The sequence below is a fragment of the Microbispora sp. CL1-1 genome (assembly GCF_012034195.1).
Taxonomy (GTDB): Bacteria; Actinomycetota; Actinomycetes; order Streptosporangiales; family Streptosporangiaceae; genus Microbispora.
Map to the genome: position 1 here is coordinate 163,481 of NZ_JAATEK010000002.1, position 20,274 is coordinate 183,754.

Below are 20,274 nucleotides of genomic sequence, written 5' to 3' on the forward strand. Positions count from 1 at the left end.
TGTAATGAGGCCATGCGGATCGGAGAACTCGCCGCGCTGGCCGGGGTGTCCACCCGTACCGTGCGGCACTACCACCACCAGGGCGTGCTGCCCCAGCCGCCGAGACGGGTCAACGGCTATCGCGAGTACGGCCTGCGCGACACCCTCCGCCTCGCCCGGGCCCGCAGGCTGACCGGCACTTCCTGACCTGTCTCGTAAGGCGGCCGACCGGCCCTTTACGTTGTAGATTCGTTTGCTGCGTCGCGGATGAGGGCGATGTCGGCGGGGTCGGCGGGCAGGCCGTTCTCGGCCGCGGCCTGGGCCACAAGGAGCTCGCCGGTGTGCGCCACGTGGGCGCGCATCGCCGCGGCGGCGGCGTCCGGGTCGCCGCCGAGGACGGCGGCGAGGATCGGCTCGTGCTCCGCGGCGACGTCCGCCAGCGAGCGGGAGCGGTCGACCGTGGAGGCGCCCAGCGTCACCGTGGCGTCCCTGAGCCCGGCGACGACCCCGGCGAGCCGCCGGTTGGCCCCCGCGGCGAGGATCGCGTCGTGGAACGCCCGGTCGTGCCGCATGAAGCGCGGCTCGTCGTGTCCGGCCGCGGCGGCGCGCATGGCCTCCAGCTCCTCGCGCAGCGCCCGGGCGAGGCCGGGACCGGCGTCGCGGGCCGCCCGCCTGGTCGCCGGCACCTCCAGCAGCATCCGCAGGTGGAACACCTCGGCGATCTCCCGGGGATCGCGGCGCAGCACCCGGAAACCCCGGCTCCGCTCGAACCGCACCAGGCCGGCCTCCGCCAGCCGGAGCATCGCCTCGCGTACGGGGGTGCGGGAGACGTTGAGCTGCTCGGCCAGCCGATAGACCGAATAGAGCTCTCCGGGCCGCAGCTCCCCCGAGTGGATGGCCTCCCTGACCGCCTCGATGACCTGCTCGGTGAGACTGGACGTGCCGGCGACCGCTCGCACCGTCTGATCACCCTCCGGAGTGGGCCCGCCCGCGTACGGCGGCGCATTGACATGCAGCATGCTACATGCCAGGTTCCCATCGGGAACGCCCCGCAACCGGCATCACGCCCTGCCCGCGTGAGCCCCCGGATGGAAGGCCAGCGATCGTGATCGTCCCGAGCAATCCCGAGTCCGTCTTCACGTACGGCGCGCCCGCCCTCAAGTTCGGCCCCGGCGCGTCCGCCGAGATCGGCTTCGACCTCGGGCAGTACGGCGCGCGCCGCGTGCTGGTGGTGACCGACGCGGGCGTGGCGGCGACGGGCGCTCCGGCACGGATCGCCGAGCAGATCGCCGGGTTCGGCATCCACGCGGAGGTGTACGACGGCGTGCACGTCGAGCCCACGGACGAGAGCCTGCTCGCGGCGATCGGGCACGCCCGCGCGAGCGGCCCCTGGGACGCCTTCGTGGCGGTCGGCGGCGGATCGAGCATCGACACGGCCAAGGCCGTCAACCTGCTGACGACGAATCCGGGCGAGCTGATGGACTACGTCAACGCGCCGATCGGCGCCGGGCGTGCCCCCTCCCGCCCGCTCAAGCCGCTGGTCGCGGTGCCCACGACCACGGGCACCGGCTCGGAGAGCACGACGATCTGCGTGCTCGACGTGCTCGGCCTGAAGGTCAAGACGGGGATCAGCCACGCCCGGCTCCGTCCCGTGCTGGCCGTCGTGGACCCGGATCTCACGATGACGCAGCCGCCCGAGGTGACCGCGGCGGCGGGGATGGACATCCTCTGTCACGCCCTGGAGAGCTACACCGCCCGGCCGTACACCTCATACGAGCGCAGGCGGCCCGAGGAGCGCGTGCCCTACTGCGGGTCGAACCCGGTGGCGGACATGTGGTCGGAGCAGGCGATCCGGCTGCTCGCGGGCTCGTTCCGCACCGCCGTACGGCACGGCGACGACGCGCGGGCGCGGGGCGCGATGGCGCTGGCGGCGACGTTCGCCGGGCTCGGGTTCGGCAATGCGGGCGTGCACATCCCGCACGCCAACGCCTATCCGATCGCGGGCCGGGTGAAGGACTTCCACCCGCGCGGCTACCCCGGCGGCGAGCCGATGGTGCCGCACGGCATGGCCGTGGCGCTGACCGCTCCGGAGGCGTTCCGGTTCACCTTCGACGCGGACCCGGCGCGGCACCTGCGCGTGGCCGAACTGCTCGATCCCTCGGCGGCGAAGCCGGACGAGCCGTCGGAGTTCCTGCCCGGCGTGCTGACCACGCTCATGCGCGACGTCGGCATCCCGAACGGCATCGGCGGTGTGGGATACGCGGAGGCCGACGTGCCGGCCCTGGTCGAGGGGGCGATGAAGCAGCAGCGGCTGCTCACCACCGCCCCCAAGCCCGTGCGAGAGGAGGACCTCGCCCGCATCCTCACCCGCTCGCTCGCCCTCTGGTAAGAGGGCCACGCATCGGCCGCCGTCCGGTGCGGGCCGGCTCCGGGGTCGCTCTGCGGTGCGGTGCGCAACCCACGCTCGCTTCACGTGCGAGCGAGCTGTCACAGTCGCCTCGCGGCATGGGCTCCGGCGGCGGGGCTGCGGTTGGGCGGGGCTGCGGTGGCGGGGCTTCTCGGGCAGGACTTCTCGGGCAGGACTTCTCGGGCAGGACTTCTTGGACAGGGCTTCTCGGGCAGTGCTTCTTGGACAGGGCTCAGTGGTGCGAGAGGGTGGAACCGGAGCGGCCCTTCACCACGCGGAGCTGCGCGGGGATGCGCACCCGGAGCTCGGCGACGTGGCTGACCACGCCGACTGCCCGGCCGCCCTCGCGCAGGCCGTCGAGGATGTCGAGCACGTCGTCGAGCGTCTCGTCGTCGAGCGTGCCGAAGCCCTCGTCGACGAAGAGGGTGCCGATCTCGGCCCCGCCCGCCTCGTCGGTCACCACGTCGGCCAGGCCCAGCGCCAGGGCGAGCGAGGTGATGAAGCTCTCGCCGCCGGAGAGCGTGGCCGGGTCGCGTTCCACACCGGTCCAGGCGTCGAGCACGCGCAGGCCAAGCCCGCCGCCCGACCGGCCCCGGTCGCCCGCGGACCGGTTCAGGTCGTGCCGCAGCAGATAGCGCCCGCCCGACATGTGGTCGAGCCGCTCGTTCGCGGCGTCGACGACCTGGCGGAGGCGCTCGCCCAGCACGTACGCCGACAGCCTCATGTGCCACCGGTTGTCGCCGGACGTGCCGGTCGCCAGCTCGGCGAGCCGGCGCGCCAGGCGGTGCCGTTCCTCTGCGGGCCGGTAGGCGCGCAGCGCGGCGTCCAGTTCGGCGGCGAGCCCCGTGAGCTGGTCGAGCCTGGCCTTCGCCCGGTCGTGCGCCGAGGTGCGGGCGGTGTGGTCGCGCTCGGCGCGCTCGTGACCGGCTTCCAGCTCCGGCAGGTCGGCGGGGGGCTCGGCCGCCGCCGCGACCAGTTCGGGATCGGCGAGCAGCCCTTCGACCGTGGCCCGTTCGGCGTCCAGGTGTCCCAGCCGCTCGGACATCGCCTCCCGTTCCTCCGGCGTGCGCACGGCGGCCGAGGCGTGCTCCACGCTCGCGAACCCCTCCGCGCGGGCGGCCCTGGCCGCCTCGGCCAGCGCGGTCTCGCTCTCGCGATCGGCGGCGGCCGCCGTGGCCGCAGCCTCGGCGGCCTCCCTGAGCAGATCCGCCTCCTCACGCAGCCGGTCGAGGCGGGCGGCGAGCGAGGGATCCTCGCCCCGGGCGGCGTCGATCACCTCGGCCAGCCTGCGCTCGCCGGCCTCCAGCCCGTCCCGGTGCGCGCGGGCCTCGGCGAGCGCCGCACCGGTGCGCGCGGCCCGCGCGCCCAGCTCCTCCAGCTCGGCCGCGAGCCGGGCGGCCTGGGCGGCCAGTTCCTCTTCGGCGGCGGCCAGGGAGCGGGCGCGTTCCAGCTCCGCCTCCGCCGTCGCGAGGTCGCCCTCCAGCCCGGCGGCGAGCCGCTCTCCCTCCGCGAGCAGCGCGTCCCGCCTGGTCCTGGTCTCGGTCAGCAGCCCGGTCAGCTCGGCCGCCCGCTCGCGGGCCGACTCCAGCTCCGCCGCGAGCCGCCCGGCCTCCGCCTCGGCCGCCGCGACCGCCGTCTCGGCCGCGCGCAGCCGCGCCAGCTCCTCGCGGGCGTCGGCGAGGGCGGCGGACGCGTCGTCCTGGGACAGGCCCCCCGCACGCGCCGCGGCGTCGCCGAGCCGCGACGAGAGCGCGGCGACGGTCGTCTCCGCCTCCTCGCGCGCCCGCTGGGCGGCCTCGAACGCCTCCTGCGCCGCCTGCTCGTCGTCCGCGGTCGCGGCCCGTGCGGCGGGCGCGGCGGGGCCGGGGTGTTCGGTGGCGCCACAGACGGCGCAGGGCGCCCCGGGCACGAGCCCGGCCGCCAGCTCGGCGGCCATCCCGTCGATCCTCGCCTGGCGGACCTCCTGCAGCCGGTCGCGACGCTCCTGGGCCAGGTCGACGGCGGCGCGCCGGTCGTGCTCGGCCTCCTCCAGCTGGGCGGTCAGGGCGTCGCGCAGCCGCGCGGCCTCCAGCCGGTCCCCCGCCATCTGCGCGGCGGCCTCCAGCGCGGGGACGCGCGCGGCCATGTCGCGCAGGCCCCTGAGCCGCTCCTCGGCCCCGGCCAGCAGCTCCGGCAGCTCCGCCTGCGCGGCCCGGGCCCGCGCCTCGTCATCGGCAAGCCGGACCAGTTCCGCGTCCAGCCGCGCGGCCTGCCCGGTGACCTCCCGCAGGCGCAGCGCGGCGTCCCTGACGGCCGTCAGGCCCGGCAGGCTCGCCGCCGCCGCACGCGCCCCGGCGAGCCGTTCCTCGACGTCGAGCCGCTCGGCCGGCAGGGCCGCCAGCCGCCGCGTCAGCTCCGCCTCCTGCTCGGTCAGCTCCGCCAGCGCGCGTTCGGCGTCGGCGCGCTCGCCTCGCACCTGCCGCAGGCGCTCCTCCTCCGGGAGGATCTGGCTCACCCGGGCGATCTCGTCGCGCCGCTCCCGCTCCAGCACGGCCAGCCGCTCCGGATCCGGCAGCTCGGTCTCGATTCGCTCGGTCTCGATTCGCTCCGTGTCGATTCGCTCCGTGTCGATTCGTTCCGTGTCGAGCCGCACGGCACCTTGCCGCAGGGCCTCCCGCCGGTCCGCGTCCGGTTCCCCGTCGGGCTCCGGACCGAGGCCGGGGAGCACGCGGAGCACGGCGTCGGCGGCCACCCACCGCGCCTTGGCGGCGGTCTCCGTCCGCTGGACGGCCTGCCGGATCAGCGGCGCCACCCGGTCGGCGCGGGCGGCCTCGTCGAGCATCGCCTCCAGGTCCGACCGCTCGTCCGCCGCCGCGTCGAGCTCCTGCCGCCGGGCGAGTGCGGCGGCGTGCCTGCGCTGCCGGTCGGCCAGGGCACGGCCCTCCTCCAGCCGGGCACGGGCCGACAGCAGCGCCTCCTGACTGGCCGCGCGGGCCGTGACCGCGTCGGCGAGCGCGCCGCGGGCGAGGCCGAGCGTCTCCCCCGCCCAGGCCGCGGGATCGCCGGCCTCCTCGGGCAGCGGCAGGTCGTCGCCCGCCGCGCCGCGCATGCGGTCGAGCACCGACTCGACCCGCTGGCCGAGCTCCTGCGCCTCCCGCCACGTGCGCGTGCGATGGTCGGCCAGCCACCGCTCCACGTCGCTGAACACCCGCACGGAGAAGAGCCGTTCCAGCAGCTCACGTCGCTCCTCGCCGCCTGCCCGCAGGAACTTCGCGAACTCGCCCTGCGGCAGCATCGCGACCTGGCAGAACTGGGCCGCGGTCATGCCCGTCAGCGTGTTCACGAAGTCGCCGGCCTCGTCGCTGCGGGTGCTGCGCACGACCCACTGCCCGCCGGGCTCGGTCAGCTCCTCGACGCGGGCCTTGGCCTTCTCCTCGACCAGGCCGGAACCCCGCAGCTTCGGCCGCATCCAGGCGGGCGAACGGGTGATGCGCAGCCGCCTGCCCCGGATCGTCAGCTCCAGCGTGACCGACGGCCCGCGGTCGGGCGGCGCGTGGTCGCAGCGCAGGCTCCGGGCGCTCTCCCGCTGACCGGGCACCCTGCCGTACAGGGCGTAGCAGACGGCGTCGAGCACGGTCGTCTTGCCGGCGCCGGTCGGCCCGTGGATCAGGAACAGGCCCGCCTCGCCGAGCGCGTCGAAGTCGACCTCCTCGGTGCCGGGGAACGACCCGAACGCGACCATGCGCAGCCGATGCAGCCTCACCGGACCTCCTCGCTCGCCCGCGGGAAGCCCCCGCGTTCCCGAACCTCAACCCGCCCGGCGGACGACGGCCTCGCCCGCCCGGCCGCCGCGCCGTACCTCGCGGCGGGGCGGCCGTTCACGCGCTCTCCTTGATGCGGCACGCCTCGACCGCCTCCTGCAGCAGGCGCCGTTCGTCGTCGTCCGCGGGCTCGCCGCGAACCTCGCGGACGAAGTCGAGCGCCACCTCGATCTCGGCCCGGCCGGCGATCCTCGCCCGGGCCGCGGGCCCCTCGGACGCGCCGTCCGGCTGGAAGACGAGCGCCAGCGTGTGCGGGAAGCGCCGGCGCAGGCGCTCCATCGCCTCGCGCGGACGCACCGGGTCTGTGAGCGTCACCTGCAGCCAGTGGTCCTCGTAGCGCTCGAAGCGCCCGTCGGTAAGCAGGTCGTCGATGCGGCCCCGCACCGTGCTCACCGGCCGGGGCACCGGGGCGGGGACGAACTCCGTCAGACCCGAATCGAGGTCGGCCAGCCAGGAGCCCTTGGTGTGGCCTGCCTCGGAGAAGGAGTAGGCGATCGGCGAGCCGCTGTAGCGGACCGTCTCGCTCATCACCTGACGGCCGTGCAGGTGCCCGAGCGCCGCGTAGTCGACCCCCGAGAACGCGCTCACCGGCACGTGCGCGACCCCGCCGACGCTGATGTCCCGCTCGCTGTCGCTGGCCTCTCCCCCGGTGACGAACGCGTGGGCGAGCACGACCTTGCGCGCCGCCGGGTGCGCCCGCACCCGGTCCATCGCGTACGTGATCGCGGCGGTGTGGCTGCGCTCGGCCAGCTCCCACGGCCCCTTGACCAGCTCGGGCTCCAGGTAGGGGATGCCGAAGAACGCCACGTCTTCGATCATCACCGGCTCCCAGGCCCTGGCGGGGTCGGTGCGCAGGTGCACCCGCTCCATGAGGTCGGCGCCGAATCCCAGCCGTACGGCGGAGTCGTGGTTGCCGCTGATGAGCACGGTGTGCACGCCGAGCGCCTTGAGCCTGGCCAGCGCCTCGTTGCACAGCGCGACCGCGTCGACGGGAGGCAGGGCGCGGTCGTAGACGTCGCCGGAGACCACGACGACGTCGACGTGCTCGGCACGCACGGTCTCGACCAGGTGGTCGACGTACGCCGCCTGGGCGCCGAGCAGGCTCTCCCGGTGGAACGACCGGCCGAGGTGCCAGTCGGAGCTGTGCAGGACACGCATGTCGCAGGAAGCTAACAGGTCCCTCCGACAAACGCGGCCCCAACGGCCCCTCTGGTGCATGACGCAAAGAAGGAGTAATGACTTAGCCTGGGTTCGGTATCACGAGTACGCATGGGGGAGCGGCCTCATGAACGTCGGCCGGGGCACTCTCGGAGTGATCGCCGGTGTGCTGATGGTGGCACTCGCCGCGGTCGGTCACTTGCTCTCCCCGCCGGCCTTCGACCCGCCACCTCTGTCCGCTTCGCCCCAGTTTCGCGACTTACCTCCCCAGCCCGCCGCGGAAGTGCGGCCGGTCGCCCGCACCGACAGGTTCCGCACCGAGACGCTCCTCGTGCCGGCGAAGAACGAGACGCTGAAGGCGACGATCAGGGCGCCCCTGTCCCCGGGACGCCATCCCGCGATGGTGTTCGTGCAGGGCTCGGGGTCGGGCGACGGCGGGGAGTTCACCCAGCAGGCCGAGTGGCTGGCCGGCGCGGGCATCGTCACGCTGGCGTACGACAAGCGGACGGTGGGCTACTCCTTCCGCAGCCGCGACTTCGGCCTGCTCGCCGACGACGCCCTGCGCATGCTGCGGGTGCTGCGCGCACGGCCCGACGTCGACCCGGCGCGCGCCGGCCTGTGGGGCGTCAGCGAGGGCGGCTGGGTCGTCCCGATCGCCGCCGCGCGTGATCCGCAGGCCGCGTTCGTGGTGCTGGTCTCCTCCCCGAACGTCTCACCGCTGCGCCAGGTCGCCTGGGCGCTGAACGAGCAGTTGCTGCGCCTGCACGCGCCGACCGGCGTACGCGACCTGCTCACCCGGGCGATGGGCGGGGTCGGCTTCGACTTCCTGCGGTACGACGGGGTGCCCGCCCTGCGCGGGATCACCCAGCCCGTCCTGGCGTTGTACGGCACCGACGACCCGTCCATCCCCTTCGTGGAGAGCACCGAGACGCTCACCGCCGCCCTGACCGAGGGCGGCAACACCGACTACACGATCCGCTTCCTCGCCGGGGCCGACCACGCCATGCGGATCCACGGCGGGCCGTACGTCCCGGACTACCTGCCCACGCTCGCCAACTGGATGAAGGACCTGCCGCGTACGGCCAAGCCCTCGGTGGCGATCGCGGGGGCGACGCCGGTGCAGCGTTTCGAGGCCGCCGACGTGCCTGCCGCGCCGTGGTGGGGCAACAGCACGATCCTGTGGTTCACGCTCTGCCTGGCCGCGGTCGGCTACGTCGCGGCGCCGGTCACCGAGATGGTCGTCCGGCTGCGCGGGCGCGACCTGCGGCTGCAGGCCAGGATGGAGGCCACCGTGCAACTGTGGCCGGCCCTCCGGCGGCGGCTGCGCAGGATGGCCTGGACCGGCCTCGGGGAGCTCGCCGCGGTCCTGGCGTTCATCACGCTCATCGTGCTGTTCTCGGTCAACCAGGCCGGCGCCTGGCCCGCCGTACAGGCCGGGTGGCTGGTCGTGCGCCTGCTCGCCCTCCTGATGCTCGTGCAGACGGTCACGACGTTCGCGGCGGTGACCGGCGGCCTGCGGGACGGCTGGGAGCCGACGCCCTGGCAGAAGAGCGTCCTCGCCGGTGTGCTCGGCGGGACCGCGCTGCTGCTGCTGACCGCCGCCTACTACGGGCTGTTCGCGTTCCCCTGGTAGGCCGGCCTCAAGGTCGAGTCCCGGTCAAATGCCGGTATGGACTGTTCCCGCTCGTGCCGCCGACGGGTTTTCCGGGGCCCGTGTCGCTTCAATTGACGCGTGGTCACCCCTGATCTCGCACCCCGGAACGGCGCCCGGCCGTCGACGCGTCGCGGCCGCCCGGCGTCCGCGGCCACCGCCCTCATCGGCTGGGTGGCGCTGTCGGCGGTGCTGCCCGGGGCGGCGCACCTGCGCGCGGGCCGGTGGCGCACCGGGCTGCTCCTGCTCGGCGGCTACCTGACCGTGGTCGTCGCCGTCGTGTGCGTGGCCCTCGGCGCGGACGCCGGCCTCGCCGGACGCGCGCTCGGCTGGCTGGGCCAGATCTCGCTGGTGTTCGGGGCCTGTGCCGTCGCCTGGTTCTGGCTGGTCATCCGTTCGTACGTCGTCCTGCGGCCCGGCCGGCTGCCCCGCAGGGGGCAGGTCCTCACCGGCCTGGTCGCGGGCGTGCTCGCGGTCACCGTCGCGGTGCCGTTCGCGATCGCCGCCCGATATGCGCGCGTATCCGAGGAGACCCTCGACTCGCTGTTCGCCGCGCCGGCCGGGACCGGCCAGGCCGCCGGTGTCGTGCGCCGGGAGGACCCGTGGGCGGGCCGCGACCGGGTCAACGTGCTCCTGCTCGGGGGCGACTGGGGCGACAACCGGATCGGGATGCGCACCGACAGCATCAACGTCGCGAGCGTGGACGTGCACACCGGCAACACCGTGCTGCTTGGCCTGCCGCGCAACCTGGAACACGTCCGGTTCCCCCCGGGCAGCGCCATGGCCGCCCGCTTCCCCTTCGGCTTCCAGCTCCCGGAGTATCACCCCGGCTGGCGAGAGGACCTGCTGTTCTCGGTGTGGCAGTACGCCGACGACCATCCCGAGCTGTTCGGCGGGCGGCGGAACATGGGCGCCGAGGTCCTCAAGGAGACGGTCGGCCACATCCTCGGCCTGCGGATCGACTGGTACGCCCTGGTCAACATCTGGGGCTTCGCGAAGATGATCGACGCCCTCGGCGGGCTCGTGGTGTCGGTGGACCGCGACATCGTCTACGGCCTGCACGACGAGGGCGTCGTCAGGGCGGGCACCCGGCGGCTGAACGGCACCGAGGCGTTGTGGTACGCGCGCTCCCGCACCCTCAGTGACGACTTCGACCGGATGCACCGGCAGCGGTGCGTCCTCGGGGCCCTGCTCTCCCAGGCCGACCCGGCCACCGTGCTGACGCGGTTCACCGAGATCGCGGCGGCCACCCGCAGGCTGCTCAGCACCGACGTGCCCCGGCCCATGCTGGAACACCTGGTGCCGCTGGCCTGGAAGGTCAAGCACGCCGCGATCACCAGCCTGCAGTTCGTGCCGCCGCTGATCAACACCGCCTATCCCGACTGGGACCGGATCCGGCTGCTCACCGCCAAGGCGATCCACGCCTCCGAGCACGCCCAGGCCGGTCCGTCCGCCCCACCGTCCGGCGCCCCGTCCGCTCAGGGACGGCACCGGCATCGGCACCGGCACTCGCCGCCGCCCTCCCCCACGCCCGTGCTCTCGCCCGAGGGAACGCCGAGCCCGATCGACGACGGCTGCGGGGCGCCGAGCGCGGCGATGACGAGCTGAGCCGGGCTCTTCCGGCCGCGCCCGCCTCAGACAGGAGCGCGGGTCAGACGCGGAACGACGCGCGGGCCATGCGGCGCACCCGGTCCTCGTCCACCGTGTGCCCGAGACCCGGCTGGGTGAGCGGCACCGCGACGACCCCGCCGGACGCGCCGACGGGCGGGAGCACCACCTGCGCGCTCTTCGGCGGCTCTGCGACGTCGCTGGGCAGCGAGCAGCCGGGCAGGCTGGCGACGGCGACCGTCGCGGCCCGGGCCAGCCCCGCCCCGAGGCCGCCGGCGCAGACGATGTCCCACCCGGCCTCCACCGCACGGTCGTGCGCGAGCCGTACGGCGCCGAGCGAGCCGAACTTCGCGGGACGCAGCAGCAGCGCCCGGCCCGCGTTGAGGCTCACCGCCTCGTCGAGCTCGGCCACCGAGGCCACCTCGACGGCGACCTGGGCCGACACCCGGTCTTGCAGGTCGGCGCTGGTCAGCAGGTCCTTGAAGGGGCGCTCGATGGCCACCACCCCGTAGGCGTCCAGCGCCTCCAGCTGCGCGATCTCCGTGTAGGCGCCGCGCCCGTCCACCGCGATGGCCAGGCCGGGATAGGCGGCGCGCACGGCGCGCAGCGGCTCGACGTCCCAGCCGGGGTGGACGTCGAGGGTCACGTGCCCGTAGCCCGCGCACACGTGCCGGTTCACCCGGGCGACCATGCTCTCCAGGGAGCGGTCCGCCGACAGCCTGACGGTCGCGATCAGCGACGTGCGGCTGCCGCCGAGGGCGTGGGAGAGCGGGACGCCGTTCATGCGGCCCCACAGGTCCCAGCAGGCCATGTCTCCGGCCGCGCCGCCGGGGATCTCCCCCAGCTCCGACGGGTGCTCCCAGTCGATGCCGATGAGCGCGGGCAGGGCCCGCTCGAGCGGGCCGGCCTCGGCGGGATCGACGGCCTCGCCCCACCCGACCATGCCGCCGTAGTCCGTGATCTTCACCAGGACGGTCTCCGGACGCCTGCCGTACGGCAGGGTCATCCTGAAGACCTCCAGCTCCCGGACACGCGGCACTCGGATCCCCTCGCTTCTCCCCCCGGACCCGCCGAAGGCCGCCCCGGCGGCGCCTCGGTGGCGCTACGTCCGGCCGGCCTGCTCTACGGCGGGATATCCGGGATTCCCTAGACCTCCATGGTGCCCGGTTCGCGGCGGTGCTCGAAACGGCCGCCCACGAGAGTGGCCGTGCCCGCCATGACGACCAGCAGGCCGAGGCAGGTCACGTACACCCACGGACGGCCCCCGTACGCGGCGAAAACGGCCCCGGTGACCGCGACGGCGACGACGGAGAAGACCGACTCTCCGATGCTCAGCGACGAGCTGTTGCGGCCCTCCTCCCCCGGCGCGGACAGCTCCAGCACCAGCACCGACAACGTCGGGAAGATCATCCCGATGCCCAGGCCCGCCACGATCCAGCCCCCGAAGACCACGAGGGCCGGCGTGGCGGGGATCACGATCAAAGCGGTGACGCAGATGCCGGCGGCGATCAGGGTCGCGCCGAGGCGGATGGTCATCGCCCGCGCGTGGGGCCTGCGGCCCTGGATCCACGAGCCGAGCGACCAGGCGAGTGCCCCGCCGGTGAGCGCGAGCCCGGCCTCGGCCGTGTTCAGGTGCCGCTCCTGCACCAGCATCAGCGGGACGAACACCTCGGCGGCGAAGAACGCTCCGGCGGCCAGGCCGCGCAGCGCGATCACGGTGGGCAGTCCGCGGGCGGCGCGCAGCGTCCCCTTCGGCAGCAGCTTCGGCAGCGTCAGCGCGAGGATCGCCAGCCCGGCGACCGCGAGGACGATCCCCGCGCCCGCCGCGCCGCTGCCGTACTGCAGCAGCGCCGCGCCGATCGCGGCGCAGACGCCCCAGGCGAACCGGGGCAGGAAGGCCCGGCCCATCGCCTCCCTGGGCTGCCCCTCCCCGGCGGGCAGTCCCCGATACATGATCAGCGCGGCGGGGAGCGACAGCACCGCCACGCCCAGGAAGATCAGGCGCCAGCTCCAGGTCTCCGCCACGAAGCCGGTGACGGCCGGGCCGACCACGGACGGCAGCACCCACGCCGCGGCCAGCACGGAGAACACCCGCGGGTGCATGGCCGAGGGGTACGCCTGGGCGACCAGGACGTACAACGCCACGTTGAACAGACCACCGCCGAGCCCCTGGAGGAACCGGCCCACGAGGAAGACCTCCATGGCGGGCGCGAACCCGGACACCGCGAGCCCGGCGAGGAACCCCGCCACTCCCGTCCACAGGGCGGGGTACGGCCCCCGGGCGTCGCTCCAGCGTCCCCCCACCACCGTGGCGATGACGTTCGCCGCCATGCCGCCGCTGAACGCCAGGCCGTAGAGGTGGTAGCCGTTCAGCTCCCGGCCGATGAGCGGCATCGCGGTGGCCACCGCCAGATATTCGAACGCCACGAGCATGACGAGGGCCACGATCCCGACGCTCAGGGCACGGTAGCGCCGGCTGAAGACGGTGGCTGGAGCGGTCATTACCGAAGACATGATACGGACATTACATATCACCGTCCGGGCGCGGGAATGCGACCTTGGTCGTACGACCGGCGCTCTATGGCGGCCGCCATGAGGCCGGGAAAGGCGTCCGGCGAGCAGGCGAAGACCGGCACGCCCATCGCGGCCAGCGCCGCCGCGTTGTCGTGGTCGTACTGCGGCGTGCCCTCGTCCGACAGCGCGAGCAGCACGATCACCTGGACCCCGGCGGCGGTCATGGCGGCGATCCGGCGCAGCATCTCCTCACGCGGCCCGCCCTCGTACAGGTCGCTGATCAGCAGGAAGATCGTGCCGGCCGGCCGGGTGACGAGCCGCTCGCAGTAGGCCACCGCGCGGTTGATGTCGGTGCCGCCGCCGAGCTGGGTGCCGAACAGCACCTCGACGGGGTCGTGCAGCCGATCGGTCAGGTCGGCCACGGCCGTGTCGAAGGCCACGAACGAGGTCTTGAGCGAGCGCATCGACGCGAGCACCGCGGCGAAGACCCCCGCGTACACCACCGATGCGGCCATCGAGCCGCTCTGGTCGACGGCCAGCACGACCTCCCGCTGGACGGCCCGCCGCCCCCGGGCGTACCCGACCAGCCGGGACGGCACGACGGTCCTCCGCTCGGGGAGGTAGTTGCGCAGGTTCGCCCGGATCGTACGGTTCCAGTCGACCTCGGCCGTCCTCCTGGGCCGGTGGGTCCTCGCCGAGCGGTCGAGCGCGCCGCTGACGGCCGTCAGGGTGCGCCGCGTCAGCCGGGCCTCCAGCTCCCGCACGACCGTGCGGACGACGGCCCTTGCCGACTCGCGTGCCCGCTCCGGCATCAGCCGGCTCAGCGACAGCAGCGTGCCCACCAGGTGCACGTCGGGCTCGACGGCCTCCAGCATCTCGGGCTCCAGCAGGAGCCGGGTCAGGTCGAGCCGCTCGATGGCGTCCTTCTGCATGACCTGCACGACACCCGCGGGGAAGCACTCCCTGATGTCCCCCAGCCAGCGGGCCACCCGGGGCGCGGACGCGCCGAGGCCGGCGCCGCGTTGCTCCTGCGCGTCGTAAAGGGCCGTGAGGGCGGCGTCCATCCGGGCGTCCACGCCTTCGAGCGTCCCCTCCGCCGCGCCGCCCAGCACCAGCCGCCAGCGGCGCAGCCGCTCCTCCTCGCCGTCCATCAGGCCCTCCCCGCGTGTCCCAGGATCTCGCGCACGGTCCGTACGGCCGCCGCGGCCGGCCCGTCGTCGTACCCGGCCTCCTCCTCGCCACCGGACGCCGCGCCGGAGCGGACCCTGCGGCCGATCATCCGCCGCTCCGGCGCGGGAAACGCCCCGAACGTGCGCCGCAGCAACGGCAGCACGTCCACGAACGCCTCGGGTGACAGGCCGGTGAGCCAGGCGTCCACGACGGCCAGCAGGCGCGGGTCGTGGACGAGCAGCAGGCCGCCCCCGGACAGGAAGCCCTCCATCCAGGCCGCCGACCGGGCCGGGAGGTCGCCGGACGACATCGCCCGCGCCATGCGGGCGGCCACGTCGTCCTCCAGCGCCTCGGCGTCGAACAGGATCCGCACGATCCGGCCGTCGAGCAGCCCCGGCAGGTCGTCGCGCCGGGCGATCCCCGCCAGCGTCGCGAGCCACCGGCCGCCGCCCATCAACCCGGCGGCCGTGTGGACGCCGTCCATCAGCGCCGCCATCTCCCGGGCCGCGTCCTCGTCCAGCCCCGTGAGGGCGGGCGACAGCCCGGCGCAGATCCGCGCGAGCATCGACTCGGTGACAGCCGCGAGGCCCTCGGTGCCGCGCACGTCGCCATAGCGGCGGGCCCGCACGAGCGCGGGCAGCGCCCCCATGAGGTGGCGCACCTCGCCGTCGAGCGCCGCCCGGTCCTCTATCCGCCCCAGGACGTACGTCAGCGCGTCCGGCAGGTGGGCGAGCAGGCAGCGCTCGACCAGCGCGGCCAGCTCGGGCAGGCCCGCGCCGTTCGCGAGGTCGCGGACGCGGGCGGTCGCCGCCGCCTCGACCGTGATCCCCCACACGGCCGCCTCGATGAGGGCCACGTCGAGCTCCGGACGCCACTCCAGCGACCACGACTCCTTGAACGTCCCCTTGCTCCGGGCCCGCCGCGGCGTCCCCCAGGGCACGCCCAGCAGGGCGAGCCGGTGCAGCAGCCGGCTGCGGCCGAGGTCGAGCGGCCTGCGCAGGTCGAGGTCGTGCTCCCCGGCCATGACCTCGGGCTTCATGCGCAGCCGCCGCTGCTCGTCGCGCAGGTCACGCCGCAGCGGCACCATCGGCGTGGCGTCCGGCACCCGCCCGAGCCGCTCCCCGACGACCATCCGCCGCCGGACCAGCTCGACCGGCAGCTCGTCGCCGCCGCACAGCACCGCCCTGACCGCGTCGGTGACCTCCGACAGACCGGCGAGCGGCCTGCCGCGCAGCGCCGCCAGGCCCTCGGCCAGCCGTACGGCCTCGATGACGTGCGCGGAGGAGACGGGCAGGCCCTCCTCCCGCAGGATCGCGGCGGCGCGGGCCAGCCAGCGCTCCACGGGGTGGTCGGGCGCCGTGAACAGGTGCTCGTACCACCCGGGCGCGCCGACCCCCGCGCCGTAGCCCGCGCCGGCGGCGAGCCGTCCGTGGGTCCACGGCACCCAGGTCACCTCGACCCTGACCTTCGGCAGGCCGCGCAGCAGCCGCTCGTCCTCAGCCGCGGAGGGCAGCCCGCCGGGCCCGTCCGGCGTGCCCGGGCCCGGCCCCGCGGTCCGGCCGGTCTCCCGGGCATGTCCCCCGGGCACTCCCGGTGCAGGCGAGGCCGGTGCAGGCGGAGTCGGCGTGGGCAGGGTCGGTGCAGGCGGAGTCGGCGTGGGCAGGGTCGGCGTGGGCAGGGTCGGCGTGGGCAGGGTCAGTGCGGGCAGGGTCAGTGCGGGCAGGTGCCAGGCTCCGCAGACCACCGCGATCCGGGTGAAGCCCTCGCGCGTCGCCTTCCGCAGCGTCCTGCGCATGTACGCCTCGCGCCGGGCCTCGACGCCCTCCGCGACGTGCCCCTCACGCGCGGCCCGCATCGCCTCGGCGACCACGTCGAGCGTCCCGGCCTCGCCCCGGTGCTCGACCAGGTCCTCCCACCACCGCTCCGGGTCGTCGTATCCCGCCGCGCGGGCGAGCTCGCCGATGGGATCGCGGCGTACGGGGTCGGCGTCGAGCGCGAGGCTGTGCGCGGCGGGCAGGTCGCAGAACCGCACCTCGACGCCCGCCCTGACGGCGTAGGCGATCGCCTGCCACTCCGGGGAGAACTCCGCGAACGGCCAGAAGGCGGCCCGCGACGGCTCTCCCGGCACGTACGCCAGCAGCGCGACGGGCGGGCGCATGCCGGGATCGGCGGCGAGCGCCACCAGGGCGTCGGCCTCGGGCGGGCCTTCGACGAGCACCAGATCGGGCCGGATCCGGTTCAGCTCGTCGCGCACGGCCCTGGCCGATCCCGGCCCGTGGTGCCGCACCCCCAACACCGACACCCCCGGCACCGGCACCCCCGGCACCGGCACCTCCTGCGCCGGATCCTCCGGCCTGCTCCCGCCACCCGAGTGGCCCCGGTCGTCGTGGTCGTCGCCACTCCGGGAACCGCCCCGGCCGCCACGCCGGTCGCCGTCCGGGCCGGGGAAGGCGCCGGCGGCGATCTCAGCCGGCATCGCGGCAGGCCCGGTAGAAGTCACGCCAGTCGTCGCGGTCGCGGACGACCGTCTCCAGGTATTCCTGCCAGACCACGCGGTCGGACACCGGGTCCTGGACCACCGCCCCCACGATGCCGCCCGCGACGTCGGCCGGGCGCAGCACGCCGTCCCCGAAGTGGGCGGCGAGCACGATCCCGTTGGTGACGACCGAGATGGCCTCAGCCGTGCTGAGCGTGCCGCTTGGCGACTTGATCTTGGTCCGCCCGTCGGAGGTCACGCCCGCGCGCAGCTCCCGGAAGACCGTCACAACGCGGCGGATCTCCTCCAAACCGGTCACGGTCTCCGGCAGCTCCAGGGCGCGGCCGAGCTGCGCCACCCGCCGGGCCACGATGCCGACCTCCTCCTCCGTGCTGGCGGGCACCGGCAGCACGACGGTGTTGAACCGCCTGCGCAGCGCGCTCGACAGCTCGTTGACCCCGCGGTCGCGGTCGTTGGCGGTGGCGATGACGTTGAAGCCCTTGGCCGCCTGCACCTCCTCCCCCAGCTCGGGGATCGGCAGCGTCTTCTCGGACAGCACGGTGATCAGGGCGTCCTGGACGTCGGACGGCATGCGGGTCAGCTCCTCGATCCTGGCCAGCCGTCCCTCCGCCATGGCCCGCATGACCGGGCTCGGCGTCAGCGCCCCTCGGGACGGGCCCTCCGACAGCAGCCGCGCGTAGTTCCACCCGTAACGCACGGCCTCCTCCGCCGTGCCGGCCGTGCCCTGCACGAGCAGGGTCGAGTCGCCGCTGATCGCCGCGGCGAGATGCTCGGACAACCAAGTCTTGGCCGTGCCGGGCACGCCGAGCAGCAGCAGTGCCCTGTCGGTGGCGAGCGTCGCCACCGCGACCTCGACGATCCTGCGCGGGCCGATGTACTTCGGCGTGATCTGGCCGCCGTCCCCCAGCACGTAGGTCGTCACCGCCCAGGGCGACAGCCGCCAGCCCGGTGGGCGCGGCCGGTCGTCGGTCTTCGCGAGGATCGCCAGCTCGTCGGCGAACTGGTCCTCCGCGTGCGGGCGCAGAATGCCGGTCACTCAAGCTCCTTCAGCATCTCGGAACGGAAGCGCAGGGTCGCGGCCAGCTCGGGGACCTCCCCGGCGTGCTCGTGCATCGCGGGGTCGAACCGCTCCCCCGCCAGCCGGATCAGCTCACCGGCGTTCCACGGTTGCGTCCGCGTGGTCTCGACGATCTTCTTGAGCACGGCCCTCGCCAGCCGGTGCCCCCACGGCCGCGGCACGCCGCCCAGCATCATGACCATCTGGCCGTCCACGGGATGGCCCGCCACGAGCTCGGCCGCCCGGCGCGACCGCTCCTCCGGCGGGAGCACGGCCAGCAGGTCGGTCAGCGGCTCGGCCTCGAACAGGGCACGCGCCCACGTCGCGTCCCGCTGCAGGATGGCGGCCCTGGTCCAGCCCATGCGGACCTCACGCTGCCAGTCGCCGATCCGGGCCGCCGCGATCTCGTCCGGCGGCATGCCGAGATGATCCGGCCAGAACGACAGCGGCGTGTGCGCCACCACCTGCTGGAGCCACCAGCCCCGCGTCTCCATCCCGGCGGGCGGCCGCGCCCTGACGCCGTCGCGCTCCATCTCGCCGTCGCACTCCGGCGGCGGCTCGGCCCGCAGCCGCGAGCCGTCCCCGGTCACGAGACGGCGCGCGCGTGCGGTCATGCGCAGGGCCAGCCGCGACCGCGGCAGGCGGGTGAGGAGGTCGGCGGCGGCCTGCCGCACCTCGCGGCGCCGGTCGTCGAGCACCGCCTCCAGGAACGGTTCGTCGGCCATGCCGAGGCCGTCGGCGAGGATCGTCACGAAAACAGCCCGGTCTTCCGGCGTCTCGGCGCTCCAGCCGCGTTCGAGCAGCTCCCGCGCGGCGGCCGGGTCACGGCGCCGCAAGGCGGCCAGGAAGGCACGCCTGTCGCCGCTGGTGCCGAGCTCCCACACCTCGTCGGGCGGCACGTGCGCCGGCTCCGCCAGCAGATAGGCCCATGCCGGGTTGAGACCGGCGAGCCAGCGGCCCCGGGCTCCGGTGACCGCCCCCAGGCAGGCGCGGATCGACCGGTCGCGGGCCCCGAGGTCGAGCAGCCCGGGAATCATCTCGGCCGGGACCCGCACCCGCCGCGCCGCCGCCGTCTCCAGCCACTCGGTCAGCAGCCTGCTCTGCTCCCCCGCGAGCATGCGGGCCAGCCGGTCCGCGGCGGCGCCGGGTACGAGAGGCATCGTCTCCGCCGGCGCGGGAACCGGCGGACTGCCCCTGCCCGGCCGCCGTCCCGCGCGCATCCGCACCACCTGCTCGGCGGCCCGCTCCAACAGGCTCTCCGGCGGGACGGCGCGGCGGCCGGCGCCCACCAGCGCGGTGGAGACCAGCTCCTCCCACGAGACCCGTCCGGCCTCCCATCGCCCGGAAACGGCACGCGTCATAACCGCACCGCCCCGCCGTCCTCGTTCCACACCGTCAGCGGGAGCAGCCCACGCGGCGTCCACTCGGCGGCGACCGTCACCGGCCGCCCGCCGGAGACGGCCAGCAGGCGCCACGGGACGCCCGCGGACGGATGCAGCGGAAGTGCGTTCCCCTCGTCGTCCGCGAGGCCGTCCGGGCACGGCACGGCCCCGTCGAGCACCAGCGGCCAGGAGTCGGTCCAGGGATCGGCGGCGAGCACCTCGGCGATCAGCGCGGGCACCTGGGAGACCTTTGTGCCCGGGGGCGGCCCGGCGTCGACATGGCCCCGCCGCCCGGCCACCAGGGCGCGCAGGGGCGAGGCCCCCGGATAGAAGGCCAGGTCGGCGTCGATCGTCGTGCCGGGCGGCGGAAACGTGTCGAGCGGCTGCCCGGCCGGCGCGAACGACAGCACCATCGCCAGACGGCCCGTCGTGCGTCCGGCCAGCCACACGCGACGGGCGACCAGCCGGTCCTGCTCCTCGTCGCGGCAGCCGACGACATCCCAGTGGTCCCGAACCGCCGGGGTGGCCAGGACCGACTCCCTCGTGACGGGGAATCCCACCCGCGCCCGCACGGTCTGCCGCAACGGCCCGGGCAGCGCGGCGGCACGGCGATGGGCGACCGCGAGCAGGTGAAGCAGCGCGTACTCCCCGAGCAGCAGGCCCGGCCAGTCTTCGGCGCCGAGCACCCGCGAGAGCCGGGTGACGGTCCCCGCCACACCCGGCGCCTGCGCGTCGACCAGGCGTCTCGCGAGATCCTCCCAGTCGGCCGGCCCCGTCTGACGGGCCTGCGCGATCCCCTGCCCGATCTGGTCGGCCAGCCACCGCTCCAGCTCCGACAGGCCCGCGGCGACCCTGCTCTCCCGCTGCTCGGCCTGGCTGCGCCCGGCCGCCACCCGGCCACCGGCCCCGGCCCCGGCCCCAGCGCCGGCATCGGTCTCGGCATCGGTGCCGGCACGGGCGCCGTCCACCCCCGCGTCACCCGTGTCCCGGGTCGCGGCCTGGCCCCACCGTGTCATCACCCGCCGCACAGTAGCCCCGGGCTCCGACAATT

The 20,274-nt window shown here is 74.9% G+C and carries 14 protein-coding genes; 4 read left to right on the plus strand and 10 right to left on the minus strand.

Annotated elements, in window-relative coordinates:
- Positions 1 to 12: 12 nt before the first annotated feature.
- On the plus strand, positions 13 to 186 hold the full coding sequence (locus tag HCK04_RS03175) for a MerR family transcriptional regulator (RefSeq protein WP_205829777.1): 174 nt from the start codon (positions 13 to 15) through the stop codon (positions 184 to 186).
- 29 nt (positions 187 to 215) lie between these two features.
- Here the strand turns inward: HCK04_RS03175 and HCK04_RS03180 are convergent, their stop codons facing one another.
- On the minus strand, positions 216 to 998 hold the full coding sequence (locus HCK04_RS03180; RefSeq protein ID WP_142645361.1) for a GntR family transcriptional regulator: 783 nt from the start codon (positions 996 to 998) through the stop codon (positions 216 to 218).
- A gap of 86 nt (positions 999 to 1,084) precedes the next feature.
- Here HCK04_RS03180 and HCK04_RS03185 point away from each other — a divergent pair, with 86 nt between their 5' ends.
- Entirely contained in the window at positions 1,085 to 2,368 is a 1,284-nt protein-coding gene (locus HCK04_RS03185) for a hydroxyacid-oxoacid transhydrogenase (RefSeq protein WP_221889853.1), read from the plus strand.
- Positions 2,369 to 2,618: 250 nt separating this feature from the next.
- Here HCK04_RS03185 and HCK04_RS03190 read toward each other — a convergent pair whose 3' ends face one another.
- Positions 2,619 to 6,128, minus strand: coding sequence for an SMC family ATPase (locus HCK04_RS03190; RefSeq protein WP_142645363.1), 3,510 nt, complete (start codon positions 6,126 to 6,128; stop codon positions 2,619 to 2,621).
- A gap of 115 nt (positions 6,129 to 6,243) precedes the next feature.
- Positions 6,244 to 7,344 (minus strand): exonuclease SbcCD subunit D, encoded by a 1,101-nt coding sequence (locus HCK04_RS03195; protein WP_142645364.1) that lies wholly within the window; start codon positions 7,342 to 7,344, stop codon positions 6,244 to 6,246.
- 127 nt (positions 7,345 to 7,471) lie between these two features.
- Between HCK04_RS03195 and HCK04_RS03200 the strand changes: the two genes are divergently transcribed.
- Both HCK04_RS03200 and HCK04_RS03205 read left to right on the plus strand, forming a co-directional pair.
- On the plus strand, positions 7,472 to 8,977 hold the full coding sequence (locus HCK04_RS03200; protein WP_142645365.1) for a prolyl oligopeptidase family serine peptidase: 1,506 nt from the start codon (positions 7,472 to 7,474) through the stop codon (positions 8,975 to 8,977).
- Positions 8,978 to 9,076: 99 nt separating this feature from the next.
- On the plus strand, positions 9,077 to 10,603 hold the full coding sequence (locus HCK04_RS03205; protein WP_142645366.1) for an LCP family protein: 1,527 nt from the start codon (positions 9,077 to 9,079) through the stop codon (positions 10,601 to 10,603).
- Between the two features lie 43 nt (positions 10,604 to 10,646).
- Here HCK04_RS03205 and HCK04_RS03210 read toward each other — a convergent pair whose 3' ends face one another.
- From HCK04_RS03210 to HCK04_RS03240, 7 genes are all read right to left on the minus strand, one after another.
- On the minus strand, positions 10,647 to 11,642 hold the full coding sequence (locus tag HCK04_RS03210) for an enolase C-terminal domain-like protein (protein WP_142645367.1): 996 nt from the start codon (positions 11,640 to 11,642) through the stop codon (positions 10,647 to 10,649).
- Between the two features lie 107 nt (positions 11,643 to 11,749).
- Positions 11,750 to 13,105, minus strand: a complete 1,356-nt coding sequence (locus HCK04_RS03215; protein WP_240970903.1) for an MFS transporter — start codon at positions 13,103 to 13,105, stop codon at positions 11,750 to 11,752.
- A 29-nt stretch (positions 13,106 to 13,134) separates the two neighbouring features.
- Entirely contained in the window at positions 13,135 to 14,268 is a 1,134-nt protein-coding gene (locus HCK04_RS03220) for a VWA domain-containing protein (protein WP_142645369.1), read from the minus strand.
- Entirely contained in the window at positions 14,268 to 16,763 is a 2,496-nt protein-coding gene (locus HCK04_RS03225) for a DUF5682 family protein (protein ID WP_221889854.1), read from the minus strand. Before HCK04_RS03225 ends, HCK04_RS03220 begins: the two co-directional genes overlap by 1 nt.
- Positions 16,753 to 17,820 carry an AAA family ATPase gene (locus HCK04_RS03230; protein ID WP_142645370.1) on the minus strand — a complete coding sequence of 356 codons (1,068 nt, stop codon included), beginning with the start codon at positions 17,818 to 17,820 and terminating at the stop codon, positions 16,753 to 16,755. Before HCK04_RS03230 ends, HCK04_RS03225 begins: the two co-directional genes overlap by 11 nt.
- Entirely contained in the window at positions 17,817 to 19,202 is a 1,386-nt protein-coding gene (locus HCK04_RS03235) for a DUF5691 domain-containing protein (protein WP_142645371.1), read from the minus strand. Before HCK04_RS03235 ends, HCK04_RS03230 begins: the two co-directional genes overlap by 4 nt.
- Positions 19,199 to 20,239: an SWIM zinc finger family protein gene (locus HCK04_RS03240; protein ID WP_240970955.1), complete on the minus strand. Its 1,041-nt coding sequence runs from the start codon at positions 20,237 to 20,239 to the stop codon at positions 19,199 to 19,201. Before HCK04_RS03240 ends, HCK04_RS03235 begins: the two co-directional genes overlap by 4 nt.
- Between the last annotated feature and the right edge of the window lie 35 nt (positions 20,240 to 20,274).

What these genes read in the sequence shown, in the direction of transcription:
- HCK04_RS03175 (WP_205829777.1), top strand. Translation starts at nt 13, where the DNA reads ATGCGGATCGGAGAACTCGCCGCGCTGGCCGGGGTGTCCACCCGTACC.
- HCK04_RS03180 (WP_142645361.1), bottom strand. Translation starts at nt 998, where the DNA reads ATGCTGCATGTCAATGCGCCGCCGTACGCGGGCGGGCCCACTCCGGAG.
- HCK04_RS03195 (WP_142645364.1), bottom strand. Translation starts at nt 7,344, where the DNA reads ATGCGTGTCCTGCACAGCTCCGACTGGCACCTCGGCCGGTCGTTCCAC.
- HCK04_RS03200 (WP_142645365.1), top strand. Translation starts at nt 7,472, where the DNA reads ATGAACGTCGGCCGGGGCACTCTCGGAGTGATCGCCGGTGTGCTGATG.
- HCK04_RS03215 (WP_240970903.1), bottom strand. Translation starts at nt 13,105, where the DNA reads ATGACCGCTCCAGCCACCGTCTTCAGCCGGCGCTACCGTGCCCTGAGC.
- HCK04_RS03220 (WP_142645369.1), bottom strand. Translation starts at nt 14,268, where the DNA reads ATGGACGGCGAGGAGGAGCGGCTGCGCCGCTGGCGGCTGGTGCTGGGC.
- HCK04_RS03225 (WP_221889854.1), bottom strand. Translation starts at nt 16,763, where the DNA reads ATGCCGGCTGAGATCGCCGCCGGCGCCTTCCCCGGCCCGGACGGCGAC.
- HCK04_RS03235 (WP_142645371.1), bottom strand. Translation starts at nt 19,202, where the DNA reads ATGACGCGTGCCGTTTCCGGGCGATGGGAGGCCGGACGGGTCTCGTGG.
- HCK04_RS03240 (WP_240970955.1), bottom strand. Translation starts at nt 20,239, where the DNA reads ATGACACGGTGGGGCCAGGCCGCGACCCGGGACACGGGTGACGCGGGG.